The organism is Gloeothece verrucosa PCC 7822, assembly GCF_000147335.1.
In the GTDB taxonomy this organism is placed as follows: Bacteria; Cyanobacteriota; Cyanobacteriia; order Cyanobacteriales; family Microcystaceae; genus Gloeothece; species Gloeothece verrucosa.
This window is the reverse complement of record NC_014501.1, coordinates 4,680,908-4,697,684: the sequence shown is the minus strand read 5'-3', so window position 1 is coordinate 4,697,684 and position 16,777 is coordinate 4,680,908. Positions and strand designations below refer to the sequence as shown.

Genomic DNA, 16,777 nt, shown 5'->3' with positions numbered 1-16,777 from the left:
GGACTGTTCTCTATGGTTTGATTCAAGTTAGCGCACGGTTCCTCGTAGTGCTTCGGCATCAATGGGTTTGATAAGATATAGTCTCAGCAAATTCCCAAAAATACTGATGTGATAAGGCAGTTTACGCAAGAATTTGAGCCATTTCGGCTGATTAGTGTTTTCGATTTCTGAGATCTTGAGATTATAGTCGGAGCAACGCTCTAGACGAGTGAAAAATTCCGGATGATCGGTATTTAATATTTCTGGAAAAGCTCTTGCTGAGGTTTCGTTGGTATTACGAATAACGATGCGATCAAATTCCTTGGCATCTAGTCCAATGGTGTCATAAAAATCGCTTCGTTCATGGACGGTTAAGGTATGAGTGGCAAATACGGTTAATAGGAAGAAACGCCCCCACAGTCTGCCTTTCCAAGTATTCCACATCGACTTCTGAGAGCGTAATAAGGCGTTAAAAATATCCCCATGTCGATTTTCATCCTGACACCAACTCTCGAACATCCGAAATAGCGGGTAATATTGATACTCGGGATGTTTTTCTAAGTGACGATAAATAGTGATGTAACGCCAATAGCCGATTTTTTCAGACAAATATACGGCATAAATGATCCATTCGGGTTTAAAAAAGGTGTATGTTCTATTCTTGGTTAGATACCCTAGGTCTAGAGAGATCTGAAAATCACTCATGGCTTTGTTGAGAAATCCGGCATGACGGGCTTCATCCCGAGCCATTAGTTCAAAGATCTCCGCTAAAATGGGATTACGGTTTTTAATGCGGCGAGATAATTCTTTAAACAGGAGAAAACCCGAAAATTCTGACGTGCAAGAACGTTCTAAAAAATCAATAAAGACTCGACGCTTGTTTTCTTCAATATGGTCCCATGACTGTTTAAATTCGTCATCGCGCACGAAATGGCGGCGGTTATAGTCGTTACGCATCTCCGTTAACATCGCCTGCAATTCTTCGTCTTGGAGGCTGATGTCCATATTCGCCACTGCATCGAAGTCTGTAATATAAAACCTAGGCGTAAGTAAGGTTTCTTTGGCTGGGGCTTTAATTCCTGGCTTGAGTTCTTCGATCTCTACTTTAGGCAAGGTCTTAACCATTGAATCTCTTTTAATCACTTTATCGCTTTATAGTTATATTAACGGATAAGCAAGCTGTTGGCTAGTCCTAGGGACGAGAAAAAATGTAAAGATTTGCAAAATATGTTCGAGATGATCATTTCATCGCTATATAGTTATGAAAGCACTAAAAAAAGAGGATTCCACCATGAGTAGCAACTTAGCCACACAGTTACGGGAAGGAACAGCCCACTCTCACACAACCGCAGAAAACACAGCCTTTATGAAATGCTTTCTCAAAGGGATAGTTGAAAGAGAACCTTTCCGTAAACTAATTGCTAACTTGTACTTAGTTTATAGTGCCTTAGAAGAAGAACTACAACGTTATCAGGGTGATGCTGTAGTGAGATTGATGTATTTTCCTGAACTCAACCGCAAGGAAAACCTAGAAGAAGACCTCAAATTTTATTACGGGGACAACTGGCGCGAACAAATCACCGCTTTAGAGGCCGGAAAAACTTATGTAGCGCGTATTCGTGAAATAGCCCACACTGAACCCGCTCTTTTAATCGCCCATGCTTATGTTCGTTACATGGGGGACTTATCCGGAGGTCAAGGATTAAAAAATATTGTTCGTTCTGCTTTAAAATTACCCGACGACCAAGGAACTCGTTTTTATGAATTTGACGCTTTACCCGGTGGAGAAGCCAAACGAGACTTTAAATTTAAATATCGGGATAGTCTCAATAGTTTACCGGTTGATGAAGCGTTAGCACAAAAAATAGTAGAGGAAGCTAACTTAGCTTTTGGACTAAACCGGGATGTTGTTCACGAATTAGAAGACGATGTAAAAGCCGCCGTCGGAGAGCATGTTTTTGATTTGCTGACTCGTCAAGACCGACCCGGTAGCACAGAACGTCATCATCACGAACATCAGTTAACAGTTAACACTTAATCGTTATCAGGTTCTTTCGGACTCGTGGGGAAAAATGTTCATAGAGATACAAAATTGTCTCTGGTGGGTTACGGCGCGGCTCAAAAGTTATCCTTTTTTCATCAAAATCATTACCGCACCTAACCCACCCTACGAATTATAAATTTTTCTTATCCCCACAAGTGCGCGAGATCCCTACTGACTAATGACTAATGACTATTGACTACTGAGTAATGACTACTGACTAATGACTACTGACTACAATATGAAATTTCAACCGCAAACAGCACAATTCAACTCCACATTATTGCAAAAATACGATTGTCCTACGCCTCGCTATACCAGTTATCCACCCGCCACTGAATTAACCACTGAGTTTAATCATAATGAATTTCTTGAGGCGATCAACCGGGGAAATAAGGCTAAGTCTCCCTTATCTCTTTATTTTCACATTCCTTTTTGTCAGAGTGCTTGTTATTTTTGTGGTTGCAATGTAATTGTCACACAACAGCAAGCACGAGCAGTAGATCCTTATTTGAATTATCTGTCTAAAAATATTGAGAGTGTTTCATCATTTATTGATTCAGACCGTCCGGTAGTTCAGTTACACTGGGGTGGCGGCACACCGAATTATTTAAACCTCGAGCATATTGAAATTTTATGGAATAAAATCAATCAACATTATCGCTTTGATGAAGATGCTGAGATTTCCATTGAAATTAACCCGCGTTATGTAGATAGAAATTATATTTTATTCTTGCGGCATATAGGATTTAATCGGATTAGTTTTGGAATTCAAGACTTTAATCCCCGAGTACAAGAAGCGATTAATCGAGTCCAGCCGGAAGAAATGTTATTTAATGTGATGAGTTGGATGAGGGAGGCGGGTTTTGAAAGTGTTAATGTGGACTTAATTTATGGATTGCCCTATCAAAATCGGGACACTTTTAAGGAAACCATTCAGAAAACGATAAAACTCAATCCAGATCGAATAGCGGTTTTTAACTTTGCTTATGTTCCTTGGATGAAGCCTGTACAAAAGAATTTACCGCTAGAAGAACTGCCTGACGCGACAGAAAAACTAGCGATGTTGCAGATGACGATAGAGGAATTACAAGCCGCCAATTATGTCTTTATTGGCATGGATCATTTTGCCAAGCCGAATGATGAATTAACCTTGGCTCAACAAGCGGGTAAATTACATCGAAATTTCCAGGGATATACCACTAAACCCGAATCAGAATTGTTTGGCTTTGGCTTAACATCTATTAGTATGCTGCATGATGTTTATGTGCAGAATCATAAACGCTTGAAGGATTATTACCGAGCGATTGAAGCGGGACAATTACCCATTGAAAGAGGGGTATATTTAGCGCAATCTGATAATATTCTACGCCGACAAGTGATTATGGAATTAATGTGTCATTTTCGCTTGGATAAAAGAGCAATTGAGACTAAATATAATATTCATTTCGATGAGTATTTTTCTTGGGAAGAACAGGCACTGAAAGCTTTAGAAAATGATGGACTAATTGACCTATTTTCTGATAGAATAGAAGTGACTCCTATCGGACGCTTGTTAATTAGAAATATTGCCTATACTTTTGATGCTTATAGTCGTGTGAGACAACATCATGGCTTTTCTAAGGCAATTTAAAGGTTGATGAAATGGTTAGATAAGCACTGCCTATTTTCTCTGTTTTCGGTCAGAGCAAAAGTTAAATACTCACCTTGATTCAGTGTTACTAGGGTAGCCTAGTAACTTTTTTTTCGGCTAAATGAAATTGTTAAAATTTAACTAAAAAACCGTTTCTTCCATTTATTAAGATGAAATTCTGCAATTTTAGATAAACGTTCTTGTTCTGTAATTTGTTGTTGTAGACGAGTAATAATTTCAAGTTGTTGTTCGGCTAACTGTTGCCACTTTTTTTCGCGTTGAAGAGTTTGCATTAATGATAAATTTGGCGCAAAAGTAGAGGCATTTTCTGGCTCACTGGTGGTCGAATGGTTAAAATTTCCCTTATTGAGTAAATTAGAGCCAATAGAAGCGGTAGCGAGTAACCAAGCTAACTGCTGTTGTAATTGTTGAATCATTTTCGCTTGTTGTTGACACTGGTGCAACCAAGGATCAAAATTGCCTTGGGCTGCCTCTTGCTCAAGGGGAGGTAAATCAAAGGTTTCAGCCGTCGGAGGAGCGGCTAATTCCTCAGTAGGTTGTAAAGGGGGTTGAGCGGCTAATTCCTCAGTGGGTTGTAAAGGGGGTTGAGCGGCTTGCTCAGTAGGTTGTAAAGGGGGTTGAGCGGCTTGCTCAGTGGGTTGTAAAGGGGGTTGAGCGGCTTGCTCAGTGGGTTGTAAAGGGGGTTGAGCGGCTTGCTCAGTGGGTTGTAAAGGGGGTTGAGAGGGAGTGGTGGGTTGGACGTTTACTGCTTTTGAAAGTGTAGGAGGTGGAGATGCAATAGATATTTGTTGTTCAATTGCTTGAGCGAGTTGATTCTCTAGTTGGGCAGAGGATATTTGATTTTGATTAAAATTAACAATAATTGACTCTGCCATCGGGTTGAGGCGAACTTGGGTAACCCCTTTAACAGACTCAATAAATTTTTTCAGGTTCTCTCTTAAAGCCAAATTAGCAGACAAACTAGGAATACGTAGGCGTATACGTCCAGGAATGGAACTCATCACTTGATAAACGATGGTTTTGGCCTTATGGTCGGAAGAATGGGTTGACATAATTGTTAGGTTTTTTAAACGTTTTATTGCTCTCAGAAATTTTTCTCCACTTTTATTAATTTTTGATGCCTCGGTTTTTTCTATTATTTGAATATATTGCCTTTTTAAATGACTTGTTATCTCTAAGCGTCAAGCCATTTGTGTTGCTGACTCAAGGGCAAAAAAGGTTCTTTTGTATTTGTTCTGGCACAAATCTATTATAGCTGTTATAGCAACCGCCAAGACCGTAATTTACAGTCTTAAAAGCTAAAATCGAGTGACAGCAATGATTTTCTTCTTGCCAGAGCGCATGAGTATCTTTTACTATAACTCCCTTGGAGGTTGCTATAGTAGCCACCCAGGACAGGTATTTTGGCACTCGCCGCCGCCCAGAGACTCGCCGTAAATGCTAAAGTGATGGGAGTTCTGGAATGCTTAGTCAAGCCTGGCATAAAATAGAAGTAGCAGGAATAGATAACCTTATTTCTCGTAACCGATCATAAATAAAAAGGAAAAACACATCCATGAGTCAAGTCACCCAAATTTCAGGACGAGGTATCCCTTTAGTGGGCGATGATATCGATACTGATCGTATTATTCCTGCGCGGTTTCTACGTTGCGTCACCTTTGAAGGCTTAGGAGAACAAGTTTTTATTGATGATCGCCAACAGATGCAAGGAAAACATCCCTTTGATCTGCCGCAATATCAGGGAGCTAATCTCTTGGTAGTTAACGCTAATTTTGGCTGTGGATCTTCAAGAGAACACGCCCCACAAGCCATTATTCGTTGGGGAATTAAAGCAATTATCGGTGAAAGTTTTGCTGAAATTTTCTTTGGCAATTGTATTGCTAACGGGGTTCCCTGTGTGACAGCTTCTCCTGAAACCGTAGAAAAAATACAATCTCTCCTGCAAGAAAATCCTGCCTTGTCCCTCAGTTTAGATTTAGCCGCTATGAAAGTGCAATGTGGCGAATTTGTTGCTGATGTTAGCATGGGAGAAGGGTCTAGACAAATGTTAATTGAAGGCTCTTGGGATAGCTGCGGACAACTCATTCAAAACCTTTCTGAAATTCAAGAAACTGCTAAAAAATTACCTTATTTAAATTGGAAAAATGCCGTAGAGGTATAAAAATTAGGAGCGTTAGATTCAATTTTTAAAGTGAACTAATCTAACGTTCTTTTCCATGCAAAAATTGCTAAGACGGTAATAATTAGGAACAAAAAAATGAGGTCATGAACAGCAATTTTAATCTCCAATCTGATGCAAGAGAAGACATGGATGTTGAGGAACTAATATGGCGATATGCCCAAGGGCATAGAGATTTTAGCCGCTTAGACTTACAGAGAGTAGATATTATCCAAGCGGAACTGATGGAAGCAAATTTAAGCCGGACTGCTTTAGATTGGTCTAATTTAAGTGGTACCAACTTAACGAGAGCAAATTTAAACCGGGCTGACCTAATTTCGGCCAAATTAATCAGTGCTACATTAATACAAACCGATTTAACCGGTGCAGATCTTAGTAATGCCGATCTCAGTTGGGTCAATCTCGAAGGCGCGAAATTAACCTATGCTAATCTCAGCAATGCTAACTTAAAACAGGCGATTTTAATCAACGCAGACCTGAAAAGTGCCAATCTTAGCGGGGCCAATTTGATGGGGGTTAATCTGACAGGAGCCAATTTAAGCCGCGCGGATTTGAGTAAAGCGAATTTAAGCAATATTGATTTAAGCGGGGCAAATTTAAACCGGGTTGATCTGAGTCGGGCTAACTTAAATGGGGCAGATTTAAGCGGAGCAAATTTATATAAAGCCGACTTAAGTAGAAGTAACCTTCGCAATGGAGATTTAGAGGGAGCAATCCTGCAAGGAGCCAATTTACATAAAGCGAATTTAAAAGGAGCCAATCTAAGCGGGGCACAATTAAAAGAGAGTAACTTAAACCTAGTTAATCTATCAGAGTTTAGCCTGCACGCCGGCAGACTTTCCAGTCGGATAGATTTAAGTTCAGCGAATTTAGCCGGTGCTAATCTGAGTGCATCAACGCTTAAAAATGCTAATTTAGGCTATGCTTTATTGCATCAAACTTATTTAATAGAAGTCTGTTTAAAAGCCGCCAATCTCACTGATATTTCTTTGATTGCAGCCGATCTCAGAGGGGCTAAGTTCCGCAATAGTAGTCTTTATAGAATTAACTTTACAGAAGCCATTATGCCTGATGGTAGTGTTCATCCTTAGTCAGTCCCCGGATTTTTCCTAAAACGCTTTGGGCGCACTGATACAATATTAGCCTCTGAGTTAAGTCAACTTAGAGGTTATGCAAACTGAGTTTAACAATAAGCGTGGATGAACAACTGCTTTCATTAATTGCTGAGGTGTGTAACACTCAACCCGGAAGTCATGGGCGGCAAAAACAGCTTCATCGACTTCTCATTTTAATACAGCAACTCCCAGGCATTTATAAATGCTCCCATCAAGACTATCCCGAAGCGTACAACCGTACTCTAGAATGGGTTTGTAAAAATATTGATCGTTTTGAAGCGCGGCCGCCGGGCGTTCAAAATAGCTTGGTCACCTGGATCAACGGTTATCTCAAGTGGCGTATTCGAGATTTATATACCTCAGATAATGCTTATGAACAGAGGCGTGTCTATGCGGCTATTACTGAAGAAGGAGAAATACTCGATCCTCTAGAGCTAAAAGCCGATTCTACTCTAAGTTTACTCGATCGTCAGATTGCTCAACTACAACAACAAAGTCGACAACGCCAAGCAGAAGCCATTCAGCAATATATTGAACAAGATCCGGAGGGAATTTTAGCCGCCACTTATCCGAGAAAAAATGCTCAATGTCACTGTCAACTTTTGGCTATTCGCTTATTGTTACAGCAACCTCCCGAAAAAATTGCTGATGTGGCGCGCGAATTTAACCTCAATAACCAAACTCTTTACTCTCACTGGAAACAGAAATGTCTTCCTTTACTCAAACAGATAGGCCAAGGTTTTGCACATCCATGATCACAGGTTCTCGCCCTCAACCCATTACCGTTTTGTTAGACAAACAGGCTCATCATTATGCCCAACTGTTTGCCAGTGAACAACTTAACCCCGAAAAAGGGAAACAAGTTTATCTCAATACTCTTGCTGTTTATGCGGTTCACTGTTATTGTCAATGGTTATCTATTCCTCATAGTCTTCAACAAGGGGATTGTTGGCAGCCGCAATTAAGAGCCATTTTTAACGTGGCCGACCTGGTATTACCCCAAATTGGTAAATTAGAATGTCGTCCCCTATTCCCCGATGACCAAGGGTTTTTCATTCCTCCAGAAGCGAGTAGTGATCGCCTTGGCTACATTGCGGTACAGTTTAGAGAAACCTTAGATCAAGTAGAATTGTTAGGATTTATTAACAGTACAGACATTGGGGACGTTCTTCAAGCCATTCCCCTGACTCAACTGCAACCGCTTGATCATCTAATGGATACCCTTGATCGTCATCAAATTTCCGTGAATTTGCGTCAATGGTTTCAAGACAATTTTTCCCCAGAATGGCAGCCGCCCAGTTTAATTTTAGCCCTGGCCGGACCAACGCTCAGATCGGCCCCTGTTGCTCAAAGCGAATTTGAGCCTAGTATTTCCCGAGCCAAAGTTATACACTGGGAAAAGACAGAATTAAACCTGATTTTAGGGGTAAAAATTCGGGAGCAATCAGCCCAAGAAGTTGATATTTGCTTACAAATTTATCCTAACCAACAACTTTTGCACCTTCCCTCCCAATTACAGGTTACTGTCTTTGATCAAGCCGGCACGGCGGCCTTACAAGCTAAAACCGGAGACGCTGATAATTGGATTCAACTCGAGTTTACCTGTCATCCCCCAGAAAAATTTAGCCTAACCCTAACCCTAGGAGAAAATACCATGACTGAATTATTTAATATCTAATGCCAAGAATTCCCCGTAGAGACGTGACCGGTAACGCCTCTCGAGTAATTTTTACTGATAACGGTTATGCAGATTATTAAACTTAAATTTAGGCAAACTTCAGAAAAAGGTTTTTTAGTTACTCTTAATCATCAGAGTCTGCCTGTAGAAATTGAGGGTTTTCTGCCTCGATTTCCTAGTGCTTTGCTATCTTCTTTTGAGCAATGGCAAACGGCTTATCGTCAATTAGAAGAATTGCGGCTCGATCCCTCAAGATCTGCGTTCCGTCTTACGCCCAAATCGGTTACGGTTGTTTCTCATTCCAGCTATAGCCAAGCGGTTAAAACTCACCTCAATCAATGGCTTAATAATAATCATAAAGACTGGCAACCGATCCGGGAAGGATTAATTTCTCTTGCTCATCAATTCCCGTCGCGAGAAACTGAAGAAATTCAGCTAATTATTGATGCTCAAAACCTTAAATTATGTCATCTTCCCTGGCAAGAATGGGATTTATTAGAACAGTATTATCCTCATACAGAAGCGGCTTTTTGTACGGCTAAAGGAAAACAGTCTTGCTGGCCAAAAATTTCTCCTCATCAAGCTGCGCCGGTTCCGAGAATTTTGGTCGTTATCGGCAGAAGTCAGGGAATTAATACCTATGCCGATTTAGCAAATATTAGAGAACTTGCTCCGGATTCAGAAATCGTTTGTTTACAGCAACCCTCTTTAAAAGAATTATGTGAGGCGCTTTGGGATGAGTCAGGACATCATATTTTTATTTTTACAGGACATAGCCGCTCTGAAAAAGAGGGAAAAATTGGCTGGCTGGAAGTCAATGACCAGGAAAGTTTAAGCATAGAAGCTTTTCGAGATGCTTTAAAAACGGCCATTAATAAGGGCTTACAATTAGCAATTTTTAATTCTTGTGATGGCTTAGGGTTAGCCTATCAATTGGCAGATTTAAATTTGCCTCATAGTATTGTCATGCGCGAACCGGTACCCGATGAAGTGGCGATGGAATTTTTACAATATTTTTTTAAAGAATTTACCGCGAATAAATCTTTATTTGCTTCTGTACAAATTGCTAAAAAGAAGTTAGAACCTTTTAGAGAAAAGTATCCGGGTGCTTGTTGGTTGCCGACTTTATGTCTTTCGGCGGCGGTTACTCCCCTTACTTGGAAAGACCTTAATCACACAGAGAATAATCGGCTGGTGTCGGCTGAAAAAAAATTAAGTTTAATTCAGAAAATTGGCTTAATTATCCTCGTGAGTCTTTTAAGTTTTTGGCTCGGACTTTCTTTTAATAGTTTATATTATCGGGTGGCGAAAAGTTATCCTAATTGGCATTATTCTACGCTGAAATCCATTAAAGATTATCCTCGCGGAACTTGGCAATATAGCGGCAGTACAACTTGGGCACCGATTCGAGAAATTGTCGATCAACATATTAAACAACAACATCCAGATTTTAATCTTGTCTATACCCCTCATCCCACTTTGCCGCCCGGTTCAGGCACCGGCATTAAAATGTTGTTAGATGGTGAAATCGCTTTTGCTCAATCTTCCCGCCCCCTGAATAATGATGAATATCAATTGGCTAATCAAAGAGGCATTAAAATTCAACAAATTCCTATTGCGATTGATAGTATTGCTGTGGTGGTCAATCAAAAATTAAATATTAATAATATAACCCTCAAACAACTTGAAGCTATTTATAGCGGCAAAATTCGCAATTGGAATCAACTCGGAGGAGAAACCCTAGAGATAATACCTTATTTGCGTCCGGTTCAAAGCGGAACTACAGAATTTTTTCAAGAAAATATTTTAGGAAAACAAAATTTAACTGAAAAGGTTAATATCATTGATGAGCCTGATTTGGCTTTGCATCTATTAAGTCAAGAAAATAATCGAGGCGGCATATACTTGTCTTCTACGGCTGAACTGATCAATCAATGCAGACTTAAACCCTTATCGATTAGTCGTCAAGGAGGCGAAAATTTTATTCTTCCCTATAAACCCCAAAAAATAGACCCAAAAAAATGTAATAATCAACTAAATATAGAGGCGTTAAAGAAGGGTGATTATCCTTTAACTCGTCGATTGTTTTTAATCAAAGAAAATAATGTTCAAATAGACGGAAAAGTGGGAGATACCTATCAAAAATTTTTAGGAACCGATGAAGCCCAAAAATTAATTAAAAAAGCTGGCTTCATTCCTGTACCTATATTTTAACGCAAACTTTATATTGAATTTCCGTGAATTTCCCGATTCCGAAAAAGATTTAAAAGGTTACATTTTAACTATAGTGTGTGCGAAAAATTACCTTTATTGTGTTCCTTAAACATATGATGAGCACCCATACTTTAATCAACTTAGAACAACCTAAAGTCGGACAACTGATCCGTGCTTTGCGTCAAGAAATGCAATTGACTCAAGAACAATTTGCTGGGATGGTGGGCGTAGTCTTTACAACGGTTAACCGTTGGGAAAAAGGTCATGCGAATCCCTCTCCGATGGCCCTCAAAATAATAGCCATGAAATTAGACGAATTAGGCGAGAAAGGTCGAGATTTGAGGGAAAAATACGACTCTTAAAACTTTTACCTAATTTAAGTAAATACCCTGTAAAAGGCTAGAGAAAAACCTAGACCGGTCCCCTACTATAATATTTATGGCCTTTAAGGGGATAATCAATGGCAAACTCTAACTGGACTCAAGTCAAAACCGACAGCGTTTTGAACCGACTATCCTTATATGGTTGGACAACGGCCGTCGGGGTGATCGCCCTCCTCATCTGTACTCCGATTATTATTGTTGCTAGTAGTCTATTTACTGACACTCGCCAACTTTGGCAAGATTTAGCCGCGACGGTTCTTAAAGATTATATTCTTAATTCTTTAGCGTTAATGATTGGGGTTGGGTTTGGGGTGCTTCTCATTGGCGTGGGAACAGCTTGGTTAGTCACCGGCTGTCAGTTTCCCGGTTCGAGTCTGTTTGAATGGTCTTTGTTATTGCCTTTATCTGCCCCTGCTTATCTTTTGGCCTACACTTATACGAATATGCTGGACTTTTTTGGGCCAGTACAAACGTTGCTCAGACAGATTTTTGGCTGGAGTAGTGTAGAGGATTATTGGTTTCCCAATATTCGCTCACTCTGGGGGGCGATTATCATGTTAATTCTGGTTCTCTATCCCTACGTTTATTTACTGGCCCGAGTTGCCTTTCTCGAACAGTCTGTCTGTACCCTAGAAGCTAGTCGTTCTCTCGGTTGTGGGCCTTGGCGGAGTTTTTTTACGGTGGCTTTACCTTTGGCCCGTCCGGCCATTATGGCAGGGTTGGCCCTGGCCTTAATGGAAACGCTCAATGATTTTGGGACCGTTCAGTATTTTGGCGTAAATGCTTTTACCACAGGTATTTATAATACTTGGTTTGGAATGGGTGCAAGAGTAGCAGCCGCACAGTTAGCCGCTTTTTTGATGTTATTTATTTTTGCCCTGATTATATTAGAACGCTGGTCCCGCCGCCAAGCCAAATATTATCAAGTCAGCAGTCGTCAGCATCTATTTAAGAAATATCAGTTAAAAGGGTTTCGGGGAATAAGTGCGGCTGTGGCCTGTTTTATTCCTTTGGCTTTGGGGTTTCTCGCTCCTGCCGCTTATTTGCTAGATATGACGCTTCGCAATGCGGAAACGACCCTTGATGAAAATTTTGTTATTTTGGCGAAGAATAGTTTGATCTTGGCGGCTATCAGTGCGGCATTAGGGTTGCTCTTGTCGTTGGTGATGGCTTATGGGCAACGTCTTAATGCCAATTTGCTGATGGTTTCGGCGGTTCGCGTCACGGCCTTGGGTTATGCGATTCCGGGCATTGTTATTGCTGTAGGGGTGTTAATTCCCATTGGACAGTTTGATAATACTATTGATGCTTGGATGAAGTCCACCTTGGGTGTGTCTACTCAATTGCTTTTGAGTGGGACGATTTTCGGTTTGATTTTTGCCTATCTGGTGCGTTTTTTAGCGGTGGCTTTGGGGGCGGTAGAATCGAGTTTAAGTAAGATTAAGCCGAGTCTAGATGATGCTTCCCGTAGTTTGGGTTATGGGGCCACCAGCACATTAATTAATATTCATCTTCCCTTGATGTCTGGGGGGATGTTAACTGCCGTGATGTTGGTGTTTGTCGATGTGATGAAGGAGTTACCGGCAACGCTGGTTTTACGTCCGTTTAATTTTGATACGCTGGCAGTACGAGTGTATCAATACGCCTCTGATGAGCGGCTCACTGAAGCGGCGGCTCCGGCTTTGGCGATTGTTTTGGTGGGGATGATTCCTGTCATATTTTTAAGCTTGAGAATTGCTCGTTCTCGTGCTTATTCGGAGCATGAAGGGAGTCCCTAACTCCTATTTATAACCGAGTTTAGGGAGTATACCATAGATGGAAATATTTTTTTTCTTATAGTGTTCTGCATCACTACGAAAGCGAATAACTTTAAAGTATATATAAGTTTAGAAACACTGTAAAGCTTATCTAAGTAAGTGGTCAAAATTCAATAAACAAGCAACTTTATTTGTAGGAGTTACTTGAATAAATAGGGAGTGCGCCTAAGCGTAACTACCAACTATTTATCTATTGGAACTAACTTTTTGTCCTTTAGTTATCAGATTTTTATTGCTCAATTATGGGAAAAAATGGCTTTTACCTCAACCCGGGTGATCATATTTATTATCCATGCGGATTTCACTTTCATCATGGGATATATTGTGGCGACATCTATTATCAAAATAGACATTACAAAAATATTGTTATCCATTTTGAAAGTAAATCAAAAAGGGGACAAATAGCCAAAGTACCTTATGAGAAATTTTCTCGCCATCAAAAAATCTATGTTGTTCAATATAAGGAAGGCACTTGTTATAAGCCTGACCAAGTTATTGAAAGAGCCATCAATAAATTAGGCGAACCTAATTATAATCTTTTTGGCAATAATTGTGAACACTTTGCCCATTGGTGTAAAACGGGTAAAAAAATCTCGGCTCAAGTTAATCAGGCGGTTGATGTTGCAGCCCGTTTAGGAGTGGGTTTACTAGGAGGATTGGCCACCAGTATCTTATTACCTATTGCTATTCCTGAAACGCTTGAAATTAGTTTAGTGATGGCCACAGGCTATGCAGGTGTACATTTAGGAAAATCTTTAACTCAAATCTTTATGGATTTACCGGATTATCAAAAAATTTAATTCCGGTTCGTTTTTAAGGATTACTCACCCAGCGAAACCCAAGGGCCAAGCCGCCAAGGATAACAACTATTAAAGTAATTAAAAGCCCTCGATTGATCCATTCTTGAGTTTCTAAGCGTTTACTTAATCCCTGTATTTTCTCATCTAAGGCTTTAATGTCTCCCTTAATTTCGGCTTGCCCAATTTCTAAATTGTTTAGACGCTGATCAAATCTTTCGATTTTTTCGTTCAGCCGCTCATCTAATTTATCGATTTTTTCATTAATATTCTGATCAAATCTATCGATTTTTTCGTTCAGGCGATCATCAATCCTGTCTATTTTTTCGTGGATTCGCTCCTCAAATTTGTCTATTTTCCGATTGACATCCTCAAATTGCCGCTCTATTTTTTCTTCGACTCTAGTTAAGATATTCTCTAATGAATAAGTAACAGTAACGGGGGATTCGCTCATGGGATTTTTTGGGTGATGATCTATCTTGTTGGGTTTGGGAGCGGCTGTGAACGCAATTTAATTTTATGATAATAGACTTGCGGCAAAAATTAAAGGTGTTGCTCTTTTGTTTTCGCGCTCATGAGTAAAGGGCGCAAAGGGTTTTAGTGGGTTCTAATTAAATGAGTACCCCAAAGGGCACTGATAACAATTAAGAGAAAGATAAAATGAGTTGCCCCACTACGAAGGGTTTTTCCTCTGATGGGTTTTAAGGTTTCAATTTCTATGACGGGAATGCTACCGCGACGAAACCAACCTTGTACGGTGACGGGTTTTTTGATTAAGGGTTTGGGATATAAGTACCAAGGGATAATATTACCAATTAAGCCCATAAATTTAAGCTTGATTAAGCCTGTAGTGGTTTGTAAGATTAATTCTTGCCCTAACCACTGATTAATTTTTGGATATCCTAAGAGGATACCGGATATTCTAACCAATTTTGCTTGAGCGGGTACGGCTTCACTATCACTTAAGAGATCGGCTACACTGGGATCTGTTAATAGGGGTGTCTTTTTGGGGTCAGGAAAGTAGCGATTGAGCCAGATAATGAGGCTAAAACTTAAAATGATTAAACAACAAGCATTAAATAATGGATCGATACTATCGAACCAGATTAACCTTCCTCGACTCCAATATTGTATGAGTGACATGAAGATTTTCAGAAAGATTACCCCGGCAAAAATATGAGGATGGTGATCGCTAAATAAGAATATCCCTATTATTATACCGATAATCCATAGCCAAACCCCCCAAGCATTTAGCACAGGATAAGCGGTATCTAACCAACTCAGGGATTTAAGATCAAGCTGATGACTGTATTTTCCTATTAGCCAAAATAGAATCCTCAATATTACGCCAAAACCTAAAGCATAGAGAAAGGCAGCCGCTAAAATGGGTAAGGCTTGATAACTTTTGGCGAGTTTTCCCCACAATTCACTTTTAGTCTGCCATGAGGGGCGATACTCGTTTAATTCTAATTCTGTGTCTAAATTCCAGAATTTGGCATAGCGTCCTAGTAAGTATAAACGTTCTCCGAGGAGTGGATGGGAATCTAATAATGATAACCAATGACGATAAGGGTTAGTACAGTCCCAATGGAGAACAGATTCATAGGGAATATTCGCCGCTAAACTTCCCAGACTCATGACTTGCCGGGGTTCTAGCGGCAGCAGAAAGCTAAAACTGTCTAGAAGGGGTGGTATGTAACCTTGCTGTTCAATGTTTTGACTAATACCGATACTGATTTTTAATAAGGCACGACAGAGGGCATTAGGATTCTGTGTTAATTGGATTGACCCGTGATCACTATCGATCATTCTCTGTCGAGATAACCATAAGGCGGGTAAACGCCAAAACTGATAAATTCCGTAGCAAACTGTGCTTAAAAACCCTAATATTTGCGGCAAAATCGGCAATTTAACTTGATTAGCGGCTCTAGCACTACAAGAATACAGGCAATAAGGAAGCTGTAGTAGGGCGGCTAGGGCAGACATTAAAATTACATCTTTGTTGATGAGATGTCCTAACTGAGTGCCGTAAATTGTGGCGATTTCTTCATTAGTCAATTGGTTTAACAATCCTTCACTGATGACGATACAAGTATTACGAGGATGATTGCCATAGGTGAGGACCACTGGATAAGAGGTGGATAATAGCTTTAAAGAGGGTAGAGGAATACTCCGCTTTTGGGCATATTGTTGCAATAATTTCCCCGATAACGGGGATTTTTCGGCTAATTTACTGAGGGAGAAAGGAGAGGGATGATAAGTATATTTTAGGATTGCCTCCAGTAAAAAGGGAGCAATAATTCCCAAAATGATCAAGAAAATTCCGGCGCTTATCGGTGAGATCTCGTAGATATTAATTAACTCTCTATTTCCTAAATTCTGTATTTTTACTGAGATAAAATTAACCAGGTTCATCAACCATTTTAGCGTCCAATAGAAGACCCAAAAAACAGCAATTGGCGTGGCTAACATTATGCCCCATAATCTTATTTTTGAGGGGGGTTTCATCTTTCGTTTTGATGCTGCCCCTTCTGCGTTACGCCACTGACGTTTAGAGGGGTTTTCCTCGGGATTGGTGGTGGAATTATCAGCCTTTTCTGAGTTTATTTGAGTATTTTCAGGAATTAAATGGGAATCACTCGGTTTTTTTAAGCTATTTTCTTCATTTTCCATAAAATTAAGCTTTTATACAACATCATAAAAGAAAAAATTGCAGATGAAAACTAGCTTCATCGTTCCTTAACATTATCGCCTATGCTGTGATTCTTATCACTGATAAGAAGTGAGAAAAGTCACTTTACAACCTAAAAAAATCTGTCTATAATAAAGATAAAGGAATTTTTAAAATCTGGATTAAAAAATATAAATAAAAATTTAGTTGTCTCGATAAAAATACTGAGAAAACCAGCCAATTAAATTT

14 protein-coding genes are annotated in these 16,777 nt (G+C 39.8%); 10 read left to right on the top strand and 4 right to left on the bottom strand.

Features of this window, described 5'->3' with window-relative positions; genetic code table 11:
- Nucleotides 1-27: 27 nt before the first annotated feature.
- Nucleotides 28-1,104, bottom strand: coding sequence for a magnesium-protoporphyrin IX monomethyl ester (oxidative) cyclase (acsF, locus tag CYAN7822_RS20915; protein WP_013324244.1), 1,077 nt, complete (start codon nt 1,102-1,104; stop codon nt 28-30).
- A 166-nt stretch (nt 1,105-1,270) separates the two neighbouring features.
- Between acsF and CYAN7822_RS20910 the strand changes: the two genes are divergently transcribed.
- Nucleotides 1,271-2,017 carry a biliverdin-producing heme oxygenase gene (locus CYAN7822_RS20910; protein WP_013324243.1) on the top strand — a complete coding sequence of 249 codons (747 nt, stop codon included), beginning with the start codon at nt 1,271-1,273 and terminating at the stop codon, nt 2,015-2,017.
- Nucleotides 2,018-2,261: 244 nt separating this feature from the next.
- Nucleotides 2,262-3,653, top strand: a complete 1,392-nt coding sequence (hemN, locus tag CYAN7822_RS20905) for an oxygen-independent coproporphyrinogen III oxidase (protein ID WP_041933334.1) — start codon at nt 2,262-2,264, stop codon at nt 3,651-3,653.
- A gap of 137 nt (nt 3,654-3,790) precedes the next feature.
- Here hemN and CYAN7822_RS34760 read toward each other — a convergent pair whose 3' ends face one another.
- The gene (locus tag CYAN7822_RS34760; RefSeq protein WP_013324241.1) at nt 3,791-4,726 is read right to left on the bottom strand and encodes an HMA2 domain-containing protein; all 936 of its coding nucleotides are present in this window, start codon (nt 4,724-4,726) and stop codon (nt 3,791-3,793) included.
- 503 nt (nt 4,727-5,229) lie between these two features.
- On the opposite strand from CYAN7822_RS34760, the gene leuD reads away from it, so the two are divergent.
- The 8 genes from leuD (at nt 5,230) to CYAN7822_RS34755 (ending at nt 13,860) form a co-directional block, all read left to right on the top strand.
- Nucleotides 5,230-5,835 (top strand): 3-isopropylmalate dehydratase small subunit, encoded by a 606-nt coding sequence (gene leuD, locus CYAN7822_RS20895; protein WP_013324240.1) that lies wholly within the window; start codon nt 5,230-5,232, stop codon nt 5,833-5,835.
- 104 nt (nt 5,836-5,939) lie between these two features.
- Complete coding sequence (locus tag CYAN7822_RS20890) at nt 5,940-6,944, top strand: pentapeptide repeat-containing protein (RefSeq protein WP_013324239.1); 1,005 nt, start codon at nt 5,940-5,942, stop codon at nt 6,942-6,944.
- A gap of 104 nt (nt 6,945-7,048) precedes the next feature.
- Nucleotides 7,049-7,723, top strand: coding sequence for a hypothetical protein (locus tag CYAN7822_RS20885; RefSeq protein ID WP_013324238.1), 675 nt, complete (start codon nt 7,049-7,051; stop codon nt 7,721-7,723).
- On the top strand, nt 7,720-8,646 hold the full coding sequence (locus CYAN7822_RS20880; RefSeq protein WP_013324237.1) for a DUF1822 family protein: 927 nt from the start codon (nt 7,720-7,722) through the stop codon (nt 8,644-8,646). Before CYAN7822_RS20885 ends, CYAN7822_RS20880 begins: the two co-directional genes overlap by 4 nt.
- A 66-nt stretch (nt 8,647-8,712) precedes the next feature.
- Nucleotides 8,713-10,860 (top strand): substrate-binding domain-containing protein, encoded by a 2,148-nt coding sequence (locus CYAN7822_RS20875; protein ID WP_013324236.1) that lies wholly within the window; start codon nt 8,713-8,715, stop codon nt 10,858-10,860.
- A 113-nt stretch (nt 10,861-10,973) separates the two neighbouring features.
- Nucleotides 10,974-11,222: a helix-turn-helix domain-containing protein gene (locus CYAN7822_RS20870; protein ID WP_013324235.1), complete on the top strand. Its 249-nt coding sequence runs from the start codon at nt 10,974-10,976 to the stop codon at nt 11,220-11,222.
- A gap of 98 nt (nt 11,223-11,320) precedes the next feature.
- Entirely contained in the window at nt 11,321-13,021 is a 1,701-nt protein-coding gene (locus CYAN7822_RS20865; protein ID WP_013324234.1) for an ABC transporter permease, read from the top strand.
- A gap of 281 nt (nt 13,022-13,302) precedes the next feature.
- A complete protein-coding gene (locus tag CYAN7822_RS34755; RefSeq protein ID WP_013324233.1) occupies nt 13,303-13,860 on the top strand; it encodes a lecithin retinol acyltransferase family protein in 558 nt (185 codons plus the stop codon).
- Between the two features lie 13 nt (nt 13,861-13,873).
- Here CYAN7822_RS34755 and CYAN7822_RS20855 read toward each other — a convergent pair whose 3' ends face one another.
- Together CYAN7822_RS20855 and CYAN7822_RS20850 are read right to left on the bottom strand one after the other, a co-directional pair.
- Complete coding sequence (locus CYAN7822_RS20855) at nt 13,874-14,311, bottom strand: DUF4164 family protein (protein WP_013324232.1); 438 nt, start codon at nt 14,309-14,311, stop codon at nt 13,874-13,876.
- A gap of 143 nt (nt 14,312-14,454) precedes the next feature.
- The gene (locus CYAN7822_RS20850; protein ID WP_013324231.1) at nt 14,455-16,530 is read right to left on the bottom strand and encodes a M48 family metallopeptidase; all 2,076 of its coding nucleotides are present in this window, start codon (nt 16,528-16,530) and stop codon (nt 14,455-14,457) included.
- Between the last annotated feature and the right edge of the window lie 247 nt (nt 16,531-16,777).